We start from the raw sequence: 16295 nt of genomic DNA on the forward strand, positions 1-16295 counted from the left end.
CCGCTCGCGCGGGACCGGGCGCTTGCCGGAAGGGGGTGCCCGGCGACGGCCGGGGCCGCCCCGCGCGTGCTGCGGCCGGGGGCGGTGGGACAAGCCGATCGTGGCACGGCGCGGCGGCCGGGGGCGTCTTCCTGGTTGCCCTGCTCGACGCGGGTTCCCGTTGCGCGGCAGGGTTTTCCGGGTCAGCCCCGGCGCAGGGACCTGGTGAACGCGCGGACGTCGCCGACGTACAGCTCGGGCACCTCCAGCGCCGGGAAGTGGCCGCCGCGGTCGAACTCCGACCAGTGCGAGATGGTCGGCAGGACCGCGTCGGCGAAGCGGCGCAGCGGCAGGTTCACGTCGTGCGCGAACACCGCGACCCCGGCCGGGCAGGACAGCTCCCACGGGCCGCCCAGCAGGTGCGAGTTGCGGTTGCTGCCGCCGAGCGCCTCGTAGTAGAGGGCGCCGGAGGAGGCCGCAGTGGCGGTGAACCAGTACAGGGAGGCGTTGGCCAGCATCAGGTCCCGGTCGATCACCTCCTCGGGGGTGGACCGCGCGCCGCTCCAGTCTCGGTACTTCTCCACGATCCACGCCAGCTGCCCCACCGGGGAGTCGCTCAGGGCGTAGGCGACGGTGTGCGGTTTGGTGACCAGCAGCCGGAAGTGGCAGGAGCCGTCCTCGCCGTAGTGGCCCAGCAGCTCCAGCCTGGCCGCCTCGTCCTCGGTCAGGTCGTCGAGCGCGCCGGGCCGCTGGGGCGGCAGGGTGAGGAGGGTGTTCACGTGCACGCCCGCCACGTTCTCCGGGTCGTGCACGGCCAGCTCGGCCGCGATCACCATGCCCCAGTCGCCGCCCTGCACCACGTAGTCGCGGTAGCCGAGCCCGGCCATCAGGGCGGCGAACGCCCGCGCGACGCGGCGGTGGTCCCAGCCCGGTTCGGGGGTGGGGCCGGAGAAGCCGAAGCCGGGCAGTGTGGGGATGACCAGGTGGAAGGCGTCGGCCGGGTCGCCGCCGTGCGCGGCGGGGTCGGTGAGCGGGCCGACGACGTCCAGGAACTCCACGTAGGAGCCGGGCCAGCCGTGCACGAGCAGCAGCGGGGTGGCGGTGGGCTCGGGCGAGCGGACGTGCGCGTAGTGCACGTTCGCGCTGTCCAGGGTGGTGGTGAACTGCGGCAGCTCGTTGAGCCTGGCCTCGACGGCCCGCCAGTCGAACCGGGTGCGCCAGTGCTCGGCCAGCTCCGCGAGGTAGTCCGGCGGGACGCCCCGCGACCAGTCGGCGGCGGCGGGCGTGGCGGGCCAGCGGGTGCGGGCCAGGCGGTCGCGCAGGTCGTCCAGGTCGGCCTGCGGGATCGCCGCGCGGAACGGGGTGGCGCGGAAGGTCTCGACGTCGAGCGGTCCGGCGTGGGTGGTGCGGCGGGCGGTCGGGCTGCGGGTCTCCACGGTGTCGCCTCTCGTCCTGGCGCCCCCGCGGTGTCGGGGGCGCGCGTGTGCGCCGGGCGCGGCGGTGCGACCGGCGGGGTCGGGCGGCGGGGTCCGGTGGCGCGGGATCGGGTGGGGTCCCCGTGGTGGTCCGCTGCAGGACCACCACGGGGGAACCGCTAGGCGCGGTCGCGCGCGCCCGCGATCACCTCGGGGTCGTACTCGTCGTGCCTGCGCAACCAGCCCATGAACGGGCCGGAGCCGCGCCCCTCGGGCTTCTCCCAGCCCTCCTGGCGGCCGAGGGCGGTCAGGTCGAGCCAGTTGTAGGTGGTGTTGAGCAGGTCGTCGCCCCGGCCGTAGCAGGAGTAGGTGTGGAACACCCGGTCCCCCTGCCGCAGGAACGCGCTGACGCCCTGCTCCTCCCCCGACCAGTTCTCCCAGCCGGGGTTCATCCGCACCAGCTCCTCGTAGCTCCGGTAGTTCCACTCCACCGGGGCGATCGAGGCGTCGAAGCTGGCGTGGTAGTCGTAGTTGAACATGCTGCCGTGCGAGGAGTACCAGGGCACGTGCCAGCCCATCCGCTCCCGGTACGCCTGGAGCTTGGGCAGCGGCGCGCGCGAGACCGCGACGAGCGTGGTGCTGCGCGCGTGCAGGTGGGTCAGGTCGCCGACGCAGTCCTGCCAGAACGAGCAGGACGGGCAGGCGGCGTCGGCCTCGGGCCCGAACATCACGTGGTGCACGAGCAGCTGGCGGCGGCCGTCGAACAGGTCGAGCAGGGTCAGCTCGCCCTCCGGGCCCTGGAAGCGGTAGTCCTCGGTCACCTCGACCATGGGCAGCCTGCGCCGGGCCTCGTTGACCCGGTCGCGGTGCTTGGTCAGCTCCTTCTCCTCGGCGAGCAGTTCGAGGCGGGCCGCCCGCCACTGCTCGCGGGTCACGATCTCCGGGTCGGTCATCGTCCGTCCTCCTCCGGGACCGCCCTCGCGGCGGCCCCTCGTGGTCCGGGTCACACCTTGGCCCAAGCGGAGTCGGAACGGGCGGATCTCGCGGCCGCGTCGAGCACTTCCTGCACCTGCCGGGCGTCGGCGAACGACGGGGTGGGGTCGCGGTCGTCGGCGATCGCGGCGAGGAAGTCGCGGACCTCGTGGGTGAACGGGTGGTCGAAGCCGACCGCGCAGCCCGGCGGCCACCAGCCGGTGACGTGCGGGTGCTCGGGCTCGGTGACCATGATCCGGCGGAAGCCGCGCTCGGCGCGCGGTTCGGCGTCGTCGTGGAAGCGCAGCTCGTTGAGGCGGTCCAGGTCGAAGGCGGCGGCGCCGAGCGTGCCGCCCACCTCCAGGCGCAGGGTGTTGCGGTGCCCGGTGGCGGCCCAGCTGGTCTCGCAGGTGGCGAGCGCGCCGCCGTCCAGGCGGGCGGTGAGCAGCGCGGCGTCGTCCACGGTGACCTCGCCGGTCCCGCCGCCGGGCAGCGGGCGTCGTCGGGTGAACGTCTCGGTCAGCGCGCTCACGCCGGTGAAGCGCAGGCCGGTGACGTGCTGGACCAGGTCGACCACGTGCGAGCCGAGGTTGCCGAGCGCCCCCGATCCGGCCCGGTGGCGCTCCATCCGCCACACCAGGGGGACGTCGGGGTCGGCGAAGAAGTCCTGGAGGTAGGAGGCGCGCACGTGCCGGACCTCGCCGAGGCGGCCCGCGCGCACCAGCTCGCGCAGCAGGCCGACGGCGGGGAGCCTGCGGTAGTTGTAGGCGCACGCGGACCGGACGCCCCGCGCGCGGGCCTCCTGGGCGGCGTCGACCATGGCGTCGGCCTCGGCGAGGGTGTTGGACAGGGGTTTCTCGCACAGCACGTGCTTTCCGGCGGCGAGGGCGGCCGTGACGATCTCGGCGTGGCTGTCGCCGGGGGTGCACACGTCGACCACGTCGACGTCGTCGCGGGCGATCAGGTCGCGCCAGTCGGTGACGTGCTCGTCCCAGCCGAGGCGGTGGGCCGCGTCGGCGGTGCGGGCCGGGTCGCGACCGCAGAGCACGGCGGTGCGGGCGCGGACCGGCAGGTCGAAGGCGCGGCCGACCGTCTGCCAGGCGTGCGAGTGGACCACGCCCATGAAGCCGTGGCCGACCAGTCCCACCCGGAGCTCCGTCTTGTCCATGGTCGCCTTTCGGGGGTGGGTGGTGCGCGGGGAGGGGCGGCGTGGGCGAAAGGTCCGGGGGTGAGCGGTCGGGTGGCGCGGGGCCGGGGAGCGGGTTCGGGCGGCCGGTCCCCGGCCTGCGCGCCGCCCGCGCGGACGGCGAGGGCCCACTCGATCGCCGTGCCACGCCGCGGGCGGTCCCCGGCGCGCCGCGTCGGGGGGTGGTCTTGAGGGGCAGCGCCGTTCGGGCGCCGACCACCAGCATGAACCCGGCCTCGGCCGTCGCGCTTCTCCGAGGTTGCCCTGCGCGGTGGACTTCCCGAGCCGGACCGCGCGGGTCCTCCGTCCGCGCTGGGCCCTCCGGGGGGGGAGGTCCGGGCGCGCGGACCCGGTGCGCACTCTGGGAGAAGCGCGGAGGTGGCCGCGCCGGGATGCTGTAGCGCGCTCGGTCCCGCACCGCTCCCCTGCCGCTCCCCGAGGAGACGAGATGGCGCGCCCCACCGCAGACCGGTCACCCGCACCCGTTCCCGACGCCGGGACGTCCCTGTTCGTCAACGGGCACTTCCCGCGCAGGCGCGGGCTGGTGCTGCTGCTCAGCTCGGTCGCCGGCTTCCTGCTGACCGTGGTCTGGTCGGCCCACTTCGTGGATTCCACCATCGGCGACACCGTGGCCAACACCCTGCTGGGCCACGACGCCAAGGCCACCCCGATCGCCGGGATCGCCGCCGGGGTGCTGTTCGCGTTCGTCAGCGGCCTGGCGGGCACGTTCACCGCGTGCAACGTGGCCGCGTTCAGCGCGGTCGCCCCGATGCTCGGCGCGGACGGGTCGCGGTGGGCCAGGGCGCGGGCCGCGCTCACCCCGCTGGGCTGGCTGGCGGTGGGGATGCTGCCGGTGTCGGCGCTGTACGGGGTGGTGGTCGGGCTGGTCGGCACCCGGATGCCGCAGTTCTCCACGGCGGCTGCCGAGCCGGGCGTGCTCAACGGGCGCGCCCTGCAGTCGCTGGTGGTGTTCGGGCTGATCGGGCTGGTGATGGTCTACCTGGGGCTGGCCGCGCTCGGCTACGTCCGCGACCCGTTCCGCCGCGTCTCCCAGCGCTTCCCGCAGGCCCCGCTGGTGCTCATGGGCGTGCTGGTGGGCGGGTTCCTGATCGGCCGCCCGTTCCCGCTGTTCCGGCAGATGTTCCGGGACGCCGCCGAGCGGCACGACCCGTTCTACGGCGCGGCGGCGTTCACCCTGCAGTCGCTGGGGAACGTGCTGGTGATGGCGGTGCTGTTCGTGGCGCTGGCGGCGCTGACCGGCGGGCGGCTGCACCGCTGGTTGACGGCGAGGCCCTCGCGGGCGGCGGCGATCACGGCCGCCGCGCTGATCACGGCCGGGGTGTTCACGTTCCTGTACTGGGACGTGCGGCTGCTGGCCCGCCGCGAGATCATCCCCTGGTACCCGGTCGCGCCGTGGGCGGTGTGATCAGGGCATCCGCACCTTCCGCAGGAACGGCTCCAGCAGCCACGGGCGCCTGCCCCACACCAGCAGCCCGCCGGTGAGGGCGGCGCGGGCCCGGCCGATCCGGTGGAACACCACCAGGTTCAGCGCGGACGGCCGGAACCGCAGGTGCACGTCACACGGCCCGCCGCCCTCCTCCACCCGCGCCACGCCCGCGCCGAGCACCATGGTCACGGGTTCGGTGCGGGTGGAGTGGAAGCCGACCGCGATCGGGCGGGGCGGGTCCGGGTGGTCGTCGAGCAGGCGGCCGTGGCCGTGCCTGGTCAGCTCGACCAGGAACAGGTCGAGGAACAGCGCGGCCTGCTCCTCCGGCAGCTCCCACGGGACGCCGGACGCGCGGGCGATGTCCCAGCCGTGCACCAGCAGCTCGTTGCTCAGGTGCGCGAGCAGGCCCGCGAGCGGCAGCCGGGAGCCGCCGAGCCAGGGCAGCGCGGTGGTGGGGTCGGCGTGCTCGGTGGTGTCCAGCACCTCGGCGAGCGCCTCGCGCAGCCGGGCGGCGAGCCTTGTCGGGTCGCGCTCGGCGAACGCGTCCAGCTGCACCGCGTTCATGCCGCCGGAGAGGGTGGCGAGCGTGGTGGCGGGCAGGTGGGGGCGCACCTCCGGGATGGGGAACGGCTTGGTCCCGCCCGCGACGACCGCCGTGTTGTTGAGCGCGATGGCGGTGACGTGCGCGGCGGTGTCGGCGACGCTCCAGCGGCCGACCGCGCGCGCCGCCGGGTCGGGCGCGGACTCGACGAGGGCGGCGAACCGCTCCCCCGCGTCGAGCACGGCCCGTCTGGCCTGCTGCCAGCGCTGCGGGGTGATCCTGGTGGCGGCCTCGCCGCGCGCACGTGCCCGGACCATCGCTCACCCCTCGCTCGTCGGCTGCGGACCGCGTCCCAGGGTGGCCCGGCCGGGCGGTCGGCGGCTCTCCGAGGTTGCCCGATCACGCCCGCGCCACGTCCCGCGCGCCCGTCCAGGGTCCAAGAACCCTGTCGCCCCACCGTTTTCGGTGTTCGGGGCACGCAGGGAGTAGTGGTCCGCGCGCCCCGGTCAGCACGATCGGGCCAGGTGGCGCACCGGTCCACCCGGCCGGGTCCGCCCGGCCACCGCGACCCGCTGCTCCGACGACGGAAGGGGGCGCTCGTGCCGAACACCGCACGCCGCCTGGTCCGACTGCCCGGTCTGGCGCTGCGCGGCGCCCGCGTGGGCGTGGTGGTCCTCGGCCACGCCGCCGCGCTCGCGGGCGCGGCGCTGCTGGCGCGGTTGCGCGGATCGCCCGGCGGGGTGGCGCTGCGCGACGGCGGGCGGTGGGTGCGGCTGCTGACCGCGCTCGGCCCGTCCTACATCAAGATCGGCCAGCTGCTCAGCACCCGCCGCGACCTGCTGCCCGACGCGGTCACCGGCCCGCTGTCCACGCTCACCGACGCCGCGCGACCGCCGCGCGCCTGGCGGGTGCGGCGGGCCGTGCGGCGCGCCTACCGGGACCGGGAGTGGCCGTTCGCCGGGTTCGGGTGGGAGCCGGTGGCGTGCGGCAGCATCGCGACCGTCCACCGCGCCACCACGCTGGACGGCCGCGACGTGGCGGTGAAGGTGCGCCGACCCGGCATCGCGCGGGTGATGCGCCAGGACTTCGCGCTCACCTCCGCCGCGATGGCGCTGGCCGCCAGGCTGCCCGCGCTGCGGCGGATGCCGTTCGCGCTGATGCACCAGCAGGTCGGTGGCGCGATCCTGCGGCAGCTCGACTTCACCGCGGAGGCCGAGTCGCTGGCCCGGTTGCGCGCGAACCTGGCCGCGTTCGGGAACGTCCACGTGCCCGAGCCGCTGCCAGGGCTGTGCACGCCGGAGATCGTGGTCATGGAGTACGTGGACGGGCTGACCCGGTTCGAGCCGGGCGACCTGGACGCGGCGACCCGGCGCGCGGTGGTGCGGGCGGTGCTGGCGGCGATCTACGAGATGCTGTTCGTGGACGGCGTGGTGCACTGCGACCTGCACCCCGGCAACCTGTACTTCGACCGCGACGCCGGGCTGGTCGTGCTGGACGCGGGGTTCGTGATCCGGCTGCCCGACGCGGTGCGCCGGTCGTTCTCCGACTTCTTCATCAACATGGCGATGGGCGACGGCTGGATGTGCGCCCAGATCGTCGTGGACAGCGCCGCGCACGTGGCCGACGACTGCGACCTGGAGGGCTTCCGGTCGGGGCTGCGCGAGCTGGTCGCCGAGAGCTCCGGCGCGCTGTCCGGCGAGTTCGACCTGGCCCGGTTCGCGGGCAGGCTGTTCGACCTGCAGCGGCGGTTCGGGCTGTTCCCGGCCCCGGAGTTCGCGTTCCCGCTGCTGTCGCTGCTGGTCGTGGAGGGCATGGTGAGGGGCTTCGACGCCGAGGTCGACTTCCAGGCCGAGGCGGTCCCGGTCCTGCGCCGCCGCAACACCCCCCGTATCCCCGGTTCCACCGCTGAGAGGTGAGTCGAGAATGGACGCAACGACCGAGGTCCGAGTCCCGATGGTGGAGGAGGCGCAGGCCACCGGCCGCGTCGCCGAGCTGTACGCCGAGATCAAGCAGGCCACCGGGCTGCCGTTCGTGCCCGACATGTTCCGGCTGACCTCGTCCCGGCCGGACCTGCTGGAGGCGGTGGTCGCCGGTTACAAGGGCATGTACCTGGGCGGGGTGCTGCCCAGGCAGACCCGCGAGCTGATCTCGGCGTGGACGTCGAAGGTGAACCAGTGCCCGTACTGCGTGGGCACGCACAACTTCTTCTTCCGGGCGTTCGGCGGGCCGGAGGAGACCGCGAAGGCGGTGGAGACGGCGTCCGGCGTGGACGAGCTGCCGGTGGACGAGCGCACGAGGGTGCTGCTGCGACTGGTGACCAAGGTCAGCCGCGAGGCGTACAAGATCACCGAGGAGGACTGGCGGGTCGCGGGCGAGGCGGGGTGGAGCCGGGAGGAGCTGCTGGAGGCGTTCTTCACCGCGTCGATGTTCAACTTCATCACGCGCATGGTCGACGGGCTGGGCCTGGGCTACTCGGTCGCGGCCAGCCGGGTGTCCCAGCAGCCGGTGTCGCAGCAGCCGGTGTCCCAGCAGGCCGCGCCGGGCGGCGGTGACCGGTGAGCCCGTCGCGGGCGGTTCTGATCACCGGGGTCAACTCGAGCGGCGGGCTGTCCTCCGGGACGGGCCGGGCCACGGCGCTGCGGCTGCACCGCGCCGGGCACCCGGTGTACGCGACCGGCCGGGACCTGGAGGGCCTGGAGGACCTGGCCGCCGAGGGCATCACGACGCTGCGCGTGGACGTGACGGACGAGGCGTCGATGGCGGCGGCGGTCAAGCGGGTCACCGAGGACCACGGCGCCGTCGGGGTGCTGGTGAACAACGCCGCCTACAGCCTCAACGGCACGATCGGCGAGACGCCGGTGGAGCAGGTGCGCAGGCAGTTCGAGACGAACTTCTTCGGGCTGGCCAGGATGACGCAGCTGGTGCTGCCGGGGATGCGGGAGCAGCGGTCGGGGCGGATCGTGATGATGTCCTCGATCTTCGGGCTGTTCGCCACCCCCGGCCGCGGCTACTACCAGGCGACCAAGCACGCGCTGGAGGCCATCAGCGACTCGCTGCGGCTGGAGGTGGCGCCGTGGGACATCAAGGTGGCGGTGATCGAGCCGTCGCCGATCCTGGGCTCGTTCGTGCCGACCACCGTGGGCGACCTGGGCCTGTCGGCGTCGTCCTCGGACAGCGACCTGTACGCGGACTTCTGGCAGCGGTTCGTGGACTGGCACGGCGCCTACCGGGAGGTCGAGCACCCGACCGGGCGCGGGCGCACGTCGGTGCGCTCGGGGCAGGTGGCGAAGGTCGTGGAGCGGGCGATCACCGACCGCAAGCCGCGCATCCGGTACCGGGTGGGGATTCCGGTGCGGCTGCTGGGACCGCAGCGGGCGATCTTCGGCGACCGGGCGTGGGAGGTGTTCGTGAAGCGGTTCTTCCCGCAGCCGTGACCCGGTGACGCGCAGCGGCTCCGGACCCCCGCACGGGTCCGGAGCCGCTTTCGCTCGCGGGGCAGCGGTTTCTCCGCCCCGGGACGGCGACGGCCCGCGCGCGGCTCAGCCGGCGCGCAGCCAGTCGGCCATCCGCTCGCCGATCATGATGGAGGTGAGGTTGGTGTTGGCGCGCACGGTGTTCGGCATGATCGAGGCGTCGCACACGTGCAGCGCCTCCAGCCCGTGCACCGCGCCCCGCTCGTCCACCGCGGTCGACGGGTCGGACGCCGGTCCCATGCGGACCGTGCCGGTCGGGTGGTAAGCGCTCTCCAGGCTGGTCTTGACGTACTGCCGCACCATGTCGTCGTTGTCGATCATCGCGTCGCGCAGCACCACGAAGCCCTGCCCCAGCTTGAGGACGTCCGGGTGGTGCGCCAGCCGCCACGCGGTGCGCACCCCGTCCACGAGCACGTCCAGCTCGCGCTCGTCGTCCAGGAAGTTCAACCGGATCACCGGGGCCGCGCGCGGGTCGGTGGAGTCGACGGCGACCCGGCCGCGCGAGCCGGGGCGCTGCGCCACGACCATCACGCCCAGGATCTCGGTGGTGCCCGCGAGCATCTGCAGCTCCGGGAACGGGCCGAGGCCGAAGTGGTTGACCATGTAGTACTGGAGGTCGTTGAAGTCGCCGGTGACCGGTGAGGTGGTGCGCAGGATCTGCTGCAGGAACGCCTCGGTGCGGTCCACCGAGCCCGGTTCGGGCACCAGGAACGCGCCGGTGCGCTGGTGGTCGACCAGGTTCGCGCCCACGCCCGGCAGGTCGGCGCGCACGTCCACGCCCAGCCGCCGCAGGTCCTCGGCGGGTCCGACGCCCGAGCGCAGCAGGATCGCGGGCGTGCCGATCGCGCCCGCCGCCAGCAGCACCCGGTCGCCGCGCACCAGCTCCGGTTCCGCGCCGGGCGCGCCGACCAGCACGCCGACCGCCCGCTGCCCGTCGAACACCACCCGGTCGACCAGCAGGCCGGGCGCCAGCTCCAGGTTGGCCCTGCCCCTGGTCAGCGCCAGGTAGGTGCTGGCGGTGGTGGCCCTGCGGTCCCGGTCGTGCCGGGTGGACGGGATGGAGCCGACGCCGGTGGCCTCCGGGTGGTTGTGGTCGGCGACCTCGGCGAACCCGTGCTCCAGGCAGGACTGGGTGAACGCGGTCTGCCCGATCGGCAGCTCGTCCGCGCTCCAGCGCCGGATCGGGATCGGGCCGGAGCCGCCGTGGAACTCGCTCTCGCCGTAGTCCCCGTCGCTCTCCAGCCTGCGGAAGTAGGGCAGCACCCCCTCGTAGGACCAGGCGGGGTTGCCCGCCGCCGCCCAGTCGTCGTAGTCGGCGGGCACGCCGCGCAGCCCGACCGTCGCGCCGACCGCGGAGGAGCCGCCGGTGAGCTTGCCGCGCGGGTAGCGGATGCGGCGGCCGTCGTGCACGTCGGCGCGGAAGCCCCAGTCCTGCCCGGTGAAGGACATGGACCTGCCGTGGAACACCTCCTCGGGCAGCTCGTCCGGCCGGGCGTGGTCCGGTCCGCCCTCCAGCAGCAGCACCCGCCTGGCCGGGTCCTCGCTGAGCCTGGCCGCGAGCACCGAACCGGCCGATCCCGCTCCGACGATGATGTCGTTGTAGTGGGCCGTCATGTGATCCCTCTGGGCTAGTGGGTGCGGGCACGGGTCGCACCCGCCGGGAGCCGAGAGTCGCACCGCGCCGATCGGCGCTGCTACTCGCGCGTTGCCCGCGCTCCCCGCTGCCCGTGGAGCACTTCGCACGCTGGAAGTAGGCGCTGGTCGGGCCGCGCGGTGACGATCGGGTGATCCGTCAGCCGCGCCTGAGCGGCCGGGCGAGGGGAGCGATCGATGAGCAGCACGCTGGGCGCGCTCCGGCGCCGAGTCCTGACCCCCGACGTGTCCGAGACGCGGCTCTCGGTGCGCGGGTTCCACGACAAGGACCCGGCCGCGCGGGAGCTGCTGGAGACCGTGGGAGGCAGCTTCCTGGCGGGGTTCGGGCACGCCGCGCAGGCCCGCGCCCCGGAGGACGCGACCGCGCCGCTGGACGGGATTCCCGCGCCGTACCGGGGTTTCGCGTACGAGGGCGCGGGCATGGCGTTCGCGATCCGGGACGCGCTGCCGCTGGGCAGGCGCGGGCGCAACGCCCGGTTCCTGAGCGGGGCGGGCGCGCCGCACGCGTACATGGTGTACGTGGGCGCGGGCTGGGCGATGGCGCGGGTGCCGCGCGCGCTGTGGTCGCGGCTGGCGCTGGACGACCCGCTGCTGCGCTGGCTGGCGCTGGACGGCTACGGGTTCCACCAGGCGTACTTCCACACCGAGCGGTACGTGCGCGAGCGGTACCGGGAGGCGCGGTTCCCGTGGCCCGGCGGACCGCTGTCCTGGTACGCCGACCACGTGATCGACCAGGGCATCGGCCGGGCGTCGTGGTTCGTCGGCGGCGCCGACCCGACCGTGGTGGCCGACCTGATCGACTCGTTCGCCGAGTCGCGGCGCGGCGACCTGTACGCGGGCGCGGGACTGGCCGCGACCTACGCGGGCGGCGGCGACGAGGCGGAGCTGCGGGAGTTCGCCGCGCGCGCCGGGGACTGGGCGCCGCAGCTGGCGCAGGGCAGCGCGTTCGCCGCGACCGCCCGCGTGGACGCCGGGCTGGAGGTGCCGCACACCTCGGTCGCCACCGGGGTGTTCTGCGGGATCACCCCGCGCGAGGCCAAGGAGCTGTGCGACCGCACCCGGCCGGGCCCGGTGGCGGAGCTGCCCGAGCGGCCCGGCGTGCCCGCCTACGAGGTGTGGCGGCAGCGGATCGCCTCGGCGTTCGGCGCGGGGGTGTCGGCGTGACCGCCGTGCGGCCGGTGCGCGAGTTCCCCGGCCCGCCCGCGCGGCAGGCCCCGGCGCTGCTGGCCAGGATGGCGCGGGACCGGCTGGAGGTGATGACCTCGGTGGCCGCCCGCTACGGCGACGCCGTGCGGCTGCGGCTGGGGCCGAAGTCGCTGCACTTCTTCAACCACCCCGACCACGCCAAGCACGTGCTCGCCGACCACGCCGCCAACTACCGCAAGGGCATCGGCCTGGTGCACGCCAGGCGCGCGCTCGGCGACGGGCTGCTCACCAGCGAGGGCGAGAAGTGGAAGGCGCAGCGCCGCACCATCGGGCCGGGGTTCCAGGCCCGCCGGGTCAACGGCAAGGCGGACGCGATCGCCCAGGAGGCGGTGCGGCTGGTGGCGCGGCTGCGCGCGCGGGCCGGGGACGGGCCGGTGGACGTGAGCGCGGAGATGACCGGGTTGACGCTGGCCGTGCTGGGCCGGTCGCTGCTGGACGCGGACCTGGGCGCGTTCGACTCGGTGGGCGCCTCGTTCGAGGCGGTCCAGGACCAGGCGATGTTCGAGATGATGACGCTCAGCGCGCTGCCGACGTGGCTGCCGCTGCCCCGGCAGCTGCGGTTCCGGCGGGCGCGCGCCGACCTGGAGCAGGTGGTGGCGCGGCTGGCCGCCGAGCGCGCCGCGATCCCCGGCCCGGACGGGGACGACGTGCTGACGCGGCTGGTCGAGTCGGTGCGCGGCGAGGCCGACCCGAGGGCAGGGCGGCTGCGGATGCGCGACGAGCTGGTGACGCTGCTGCTGGCCGGGCACGAGACGACCGCGAGCACGCTCAGCTGGACCTTCCACCTGCTGGACCGGCACCCCGAGGTGTGGGAGCGGGTGCACGCCGAGGCCGTGGAGGTGCTGGGCGACCGGGTGCCGACGTTCGAGGACGTGCACCGGCTGCGGTACACCGGCATGGTGCTGCAGGAGGTCATGCGGCTGTACCCGGCGGTGTGGCTGCTGCCCAGGCAGGCGCGGGAGGCCGACGAGATCGGCGGCTACCCGGTGCCCGCGGGCGCGGACGTGCTGATCTGCCCGTACACCCTGCACCGGCACCCCGGCCTGTGGGAGGACCCGGACCGGTTCGACCCCGAGCGGTTCGACCCGGCGCGGGCGGCGGGCAGGCCCCGCTACGCCTACCTGCCGTTCGGCGCGGGTCCCAGGGTGTGCGTGGGCAGCGCGCTCGGGGTGCTGGAGGCGACGATCGTGACCGCGTGCGTGGCCAGGGAGCTGCGGCTGAGCACCGCGCCCGGCCACCGGGTGCGCGCGGAGCCCATGCTGACGCTGCGGGTGCGCGGCGGGCTGCCGATGCGGGTGCGGCCGGTCCGGTGACCGCGCGCCCCTGGTTACCGGTGGAGGGGTCGATGGTGTTGCGGGGTGTGGTCTCGGCGGGGCTGCGCGGGCTGTCCACGGCGCAGGTGCGGCGGGTGCGGCCGGTGCGGCACGGCGCGGCGGACGGGCGGGTGGCCAGGGTGTACCGGGAGCTGGAGCGCGACTTCGGGGTGCTCGCCCCGCCGGTCGCGCTGCACTCCCCCGCGCCGGACGTGCTCGCGGCCGTGTGGCTGGTGCTGCGGGAGACGCTGCTGGTGCCGGGCCGGGCGCCGAGGGTGGTGAAGGAGGCGGTGTCGACGGCGGTGTCCGAGGCCAACCGGTGCCCGTTCTGCGTGACCATGCACTCGTCGGTGCTCGACGACCTGGTGGTGCGCGGGAACCCCGGTGGCGCGGCCTCGGCGGCGGCCGAGTGGGCGGGCGCCGCCGCGTTCGCCGGGTCGACCGCGCCCGCGCCGTTCCCGGCCGAGCAGGCGCCCGAGGTGCTGGGCACGGCCGTGGTGCTGCACCACCTGAACCGGATGGTGAACCTGTTCCTGGGCGCGCTGCCGCTGCCGCCGGGCGCCCCCGCCGCGTCGATGGTGGTGGTGCGGCGGGTGCTGGTGCGGTTGATCCAGGCGGCCGGGCGGAGCGGGCCGATGCGGGGCGCGTCGCTGGACCTGCTGCCCGAGGCCGACCTGCCCGCCGACCTGGCCTGGGCGGGCGCGGACCCGGTGCTGGGGCAGGCGTTCGCGCGGGCGGCCGGTGCGCTGGACGCGGCGGGGCGGCGGTCGGTGCCGGTGGGCGCGCGGGAGCTGGTGCTGGAGCGGCTGGCGGGCTGGGACGGGCGGGCGCCGGGGGTGAGCCGGGCGTGGGCCGAGGAGGCGGTGGCCGGGCTGCCCGCGCCCGAGCGCGCGGCGGGCCGGCTGGCTCTGCTGACCGCGCTGGCCGCCTACCAGGTGGACGACGCCGCGGTGGCCGCGTTCCGCGAGGTGGACCGGGAGGACCGGGCGCTGGTGGAGTTGACCGCGTGGGCGAGCATGGCCGCCGCGCGCCGGATCGGCTCCTGGGCCCCGCTGCCCTGAGCACTGCTGAACCCCGCGGACCCGGAGCGCCCCCGTGGCGTTCCGGGTCCGTCGCGTTGCGGGTCCACGACGTTCCGGGTCCGCGGCGTCAGGAGCCGGTGGCCACGGCCAGCCCGGCGCTGTCCAGCTCGGGCAGGGCCAGCAGGATCGGCAGGTCCAGCGCGCTGGTGGGCCTGGTCGACAGGTCGACCTCGGTGGTGCGGCCCGCCGCGACCTCGACCCGGTCGGCGGCGGCGACCAGCGCCGGGCCCTGCCGCCACGGCCGGGGCTCGGGGTCGTCCAGCGCGACCACGGCGGCCCGCAGGTACCAGACGCCCTCGGGCAGCGCGTCGAACCGGTAGGGCCCGGAGCCGTCGCTGGTGTCGCAGGCGCGCGGCACGCCCTGGGCGATCGGGTCGGCGAACGCGGCGACGTACACCCGCACCGGCCGCCCGCCCTCCGGCACGTCCACCCAGCCGCGCACCGCGCCGGTGGTCGGGCCGACCTGGGCCCTGGGCAGCGCGGACAGCGACAGCAGGCCCTCGGCGGACAGCGCCCGGTAGCGGGCGGGCGAGACGCCGACACTGCGGGTGAACCGGCTGGTGAACGTGCCGAGGCTGTTGTAGCCGACCGAGTAGGAGATCTCGGTGACGCTGAGCCGGGTCTCCAGCAGCAGCTGCTTGGCGCGGCTGAGCCGGATGGCGGTCAGGAAGCGCCCCGGCGAGGTGCCGGTGAGCCCTCGGAAGACCCTGGAGAAGTAGAACTTGCTGAGTATCGCGGGGGTCGCCATGTCGGCCAGCGACAAGGGCTCGTGGTACCGGGTCCACATCGTGTCGATCGCGCGCTCTACGGCGTCCTGCACAGCAGCCTCCATCCCGCTCGGCGAAGCGGCGGCCAGTCGGTGGACCGGGTCCGGGACGCGGGGGGTGGTTCCGTCCCGGTGGCCGCGAGCGGCCACCGGTCCTTCGCCAGGAACGCTAGCAGCGGGAACGCCGGGGGGAAGCCTCCGCGCGGCAGCACCGCACTCTGCAATACGCGTGTGCCGCACAGCGGGTACCCGGTTGGTCCGTCCGGCTGCGCCCGCGGTCGAACCGGGGCCTCCGGCGGGCGCGTTTAGTCCACCGTGGACTCTTCTCCTCGGCTTCCCCTTTCCCCGACAACGCTTTCCGCCGGTCCGGTGACGTCCCGATCGCCGCTTCGGACTGGCGCAGGCCCGGCGCCCGGTCGCCCGCGGGGGCGGGGGACGGCGTCCGGGCTGTGTGACACTGGCCGGGTGAGTCCGCGAAAGCTCGCACCCGAGACGCGCACGGCGCTGGTCGACATCGCGGGGCGGCTGCTGGCCGAGCACGGCGCGCAGGCCCTGTCCACCCGCCGCATCGCCGCCGAGGCGGGCACCTCCACCATGGCCGTGTACACCTACTTCGGCGGCATGAGCGGCCTGGTGCGCGCCATGGCGCACGAGGGCTTCGCCCGGCTGGAGCGGCAGTTCGGCCGGGTCAGGCACACCGACGACCCGGTGGCGGACGTGCTGGTGCTCGGGCACGCCTACCGGCACAACGCGAAGGCCAACTCGCACCTGTACGCGGTGATGTTCGGCGGCCAGTCGCTGGCGGGCTTCTCGCTCACCGAGGAGGACCGCCAGTACGGCCGGTACACCCTGCTGACCGCCGTCGAGCGGGTGACCAGGTGCATCGCGGCGGGGCGCTTCCGCGAGGGCGACCCGGCGCTGATAGCGCACGAGATGTGGATCGCCACGCACGGCCTGGTGAACCTGGAGCTGGGCGGCTACCTGATCCCGCCGGTGGACGCGGAGCGCTGCTACGCGGCGCTGCTGTGCGGCCTGGTCGCCGGGGCCGGGGACGACGCGGCGTCGGCCGGGCGTTCGGTGGCGCGGGCCGAGCGCAGGCGGCGGGCCGAGGTGGAGGCGGCGCGGGACGGGGACGTCGCGGCCGACGAGGACGTGGGCGCTTGACGCTCCACTGTGGACGGATGTGATCGGCGCCCGCGCTCGGCGGTTGCGCTCGGTGGTTGCGCTCGGCACTCGTTGATCAGCAGGTCCGAGCTGCCGTC

General features: G+C 75.1%; 14 protein-coding genes. 8 read left to right on the forward strand and 6 right to left on the reverse strand.

Annotated elements, in window-relative coordinates; all coding sequences use genetic code 11:
- Positions 1-182 precede the first annotated feature (182 nt).
- From AMIR_RS20390 to AMIR_RS20400, 3 genes are all read right to left on the reverse strand, one after another.
- Entirely contained in the window at positions 183-1415 is a 1233-nt protein-coding gene (locus AMIR_RS20390) for an epoxide hydrolase family protein (protein WP_015802835.1), read from the reverse strand.
- A gap of 158 nt (positions 1416-1573) precedes the next feature.
- Positions 1574-2347 carry a DUF899 domain-containing protein gene (locus AMIR_RS20395; RefSeq protein ID WP_015802836.1) on the reverse strand — a complete coding sequence of 258 codons (774 nt, stop codon included), beginning with the start codon at positions 2345-2347 and terminating at the stop codon, positions 1574-1576.
- A 50-nt stretch (positions 2348-2397) separates the two neighbouring features.
- Positions 2398-3534, reverse strand: a complete 1137-nt coding sequence (locus AMIR_RS20400) for a Gfo/Idh/MocA family protein (protein WP_015802837.1) — start codon at positions 3532-3534, stop codon at positions 2398-2400.
- 466 nt (positions 3535-4000) lie between these two features.
- Between AMIR_RS20400 and AMIR_RS20405 the strand changes: the two genes are divergently transcribed.
- Entirely contained in the window at positions 4001-4978 is a 978-nt protein-coding gene (locus AMIR_RS20405; protein WP_015802838.1) for a hypothetical protein, read from the forward strand.
- Here AMIR_RS20405 and AMIR_RS20410 read toward each other — a convergent pair whose 3' ends face one another.
- A complete protein-coding gene (locus AMIR_RS20410; RefSeq protein ID WP_015802839.1) occupies positions 4979-5857 on the reverse strand; it encodes a maleylpyruvate isomerase family mycothiol-dependent enzyme in 879 nt (292 codons plus the stop codon).
- Between the two features lie 282 nt (positions 5858-6139).
- Here AMIR_RS20410 and AMIR_RS20415 point away from each other — a divergent pair, with 282 nt between their 5' ends.
- The 3 genes from AMIR_RS20415 to AMIR_RS20425 are packed head-to-tail and all read left to right on the forward strand — an operon-like array spanning position 6140 to position 8974.
- Positions 6140-7456: an ABC1 kinase family protein gene (locus tag AMIR_RS20415; protein WP_015802840.1), complete on the forward strand. Its 1317-nt coding sequence runs from the start codon at positions 6140-6142 to the stop codon at positions 7454-7456.
- 7 nt (positions 7457-7463) lie between these two features.
- The gene (locus AMIR_RS20420) at positions 7464-8099 is read left to right on the forward strand and encodes a carboxymuconolactone decarboxylase family protein (RefSeq protein ID WP_015802841.1); all 636 of its coding nucleotides are present in this window, start codon (positions 7464-7466) and stop codon (positions 8097-8099) included.
- Positions 8096-8974 carry an SDR family NAD(P)-dependent oxidoreductase gene (locus tag AMIR_RS20425; protein ID WP_015802842.1) on the forward strand — a complete coding sequence of 293 codons (879 nt, stop codon included), beginning with the start codon at positions 8096-8098 and terminating at the stop codon, positions 8972-8974. The genes AMIR_RS20420 and AMIR_RS20425 overlap by 4 nt, the downstream gene beginning before the upstream one ends.
- 105 nt (positions 8975-9079) lie before the next feature.
- Here AMIR_RS20425 and AMIR_RS42835 read toward each other — a convergent pair whose 3' ends face one another.
- Positions 9080-10627 carry a GMC family oxidoreductase gene (locus tag AMIR_RS42835; protein ID WP_015802843.1) on the reverse strand — a complete coding sequence of 516 codons (1548 nt, stop codon included), beginning with the start codon at positions 10625-10627 and terminating at the stop codon, positions 9080-9082.
- 216 nt (positions 10628-10843) lie between these two features.
- Between AMIR_RS42835 and AMIR_RS20435 the strand changes: the two genes are divergently transcribed.
- Genes AMIR_RS20435 through AMIR_RS20445 form a run of 3 tightly spaced genes read left to right on the forward strand, consistent with a single transcriptional unit; the run spans position 10844 to position 14246 of the window.
- The gene (locus AMIR_RS20435; RefSeq protein ID WP_015802844.1) at positions 10844-11830 is read left to right on the forward strand and encodes a DUF1702 family protein; all 987 of its coding nucleotides are present in this window, start codon (positions 10844-10846) and stop codon (positions 11828-11830) included.
- Entirely contained in the window at positions 11827-13185 is a 1359-nt protein-coding gene (locus AMIR_RS20440; RefSeq protein WP_015802845.1) for a cytochrome P450, read from the forward strand. The genes AMIR_RS20435 and AMIR_RS20440 overlap by 4 nt, the downstream gene beginning before the upstream one ends.
- A gap of 32 nt (positions 13186-13217) precedes the next feature.
- On the forward strand, positions 13218-14246 hold the full coding sequence (locus tag AMIR_RS20445) for a carboxymuconolactone decarboxylase family protein (protein WP_015802846.1): 1029 nt from the start codon (positions 13218-13220) through the stop codon (positions 14244-14246).
- A gap of 88 nt (positions 14247-14334) precedes the next feature.
- Here AMIR_RS20445 and AMIR_RS20450 read toward each other — a convergent pair whose 3' ends face one another.
- Entirely contained in the window at positions 14335-15087 is a 753-nt protein-coding gene (locus AMIR_RS20450) for a helix-turn-helix transcriptional regulator (RefSeq protein WP_015802847.1), read from the reverse strand.
- 411 nt (positions 15088-15498) lie between these two features.
- Between AMIR_RS20450 and AMIR_RS20455 the strand changes: the two genes are divergently transcribed.
- On the forward strand, positions 15499-16197 hold the full coding sequence (locus tag AMIR_RS20455) for a TetR/AcrR family transcriptional regulator (RefSeq protein WP_015802848.1): 699 nt from the start codon (positions 15499-15501) through the stop codon (positions 16195-16197).
- Positions 16198-16295: the final 98 nt, after the last annotated feature.

This window comes from Actinosynnema mirum DSM 43827 (assembly GCF_000023245.1).
Classification (GTDB): domain Bacteria; phylum Actinomycetota; class Actinomycetes; order Mycobacteriales; family Pseudonocardiaceae; genus Actinosynnema; species Actinosynnema mirum.

Coding starts and splice junctions, on each gene's coding strand:
- AMIR_RS20410 (WP_015802839.1), bottom strand. CDS start 5,857: ATGGTCCGGGCACGTGCGCGCGGCGAGGCCGCCACCAGGATCACCCCG.
- AMIR_RS20435 (WP_015802844.1), top strand. CDS start 10,844: ATGAGCAGCACGCTGGGCGCGCTCCGGCGCCGAGTCCTGACCCCCGAC.
- AMIR_RS20445 (WP_015802846.1), top strand. CDS start 13,218: ATGGTGTTGCGGGGTGTGGTCTCGGCGGGGCTGCGCGGGCTGTCCACG.
- AMIR_RS42835 (WP_015802843.1), bottom strand. CDS start 10,627: ATGACGGCCCACTACAACGACATCATCGTCGGAGCGGGATCGGCCGGT.
- AMIR_RS20420 (WP_015802841.1), top strand. CDS start 7,464: ATGGACGCAACGACCGAGGTCCGAGTCCCGATGGTGGAGGAGGCGCAG.
- AMIR_RS20400 (WP_015802837.1), bottom strand. CDS start 3,534: ATGGACAAGACGGAGCTCCGGGTGGGACTGGTCGGCCACGGCTTCATG.
- AMIR_RS20395 (WP_015802836.1), bottom strand. CDS start 2,347: ATGACCGACCCGGAGATCGTGACCCGCGAGCAGTGGCGGGCGGCCCGC.
- AMIR_RS20405 (WP_015802838.1), top strand. CDS start 4,001: ATGGCGCGCCCCACCGCAGACCGGTCACCCGCACCCGTTCCCGACGCC.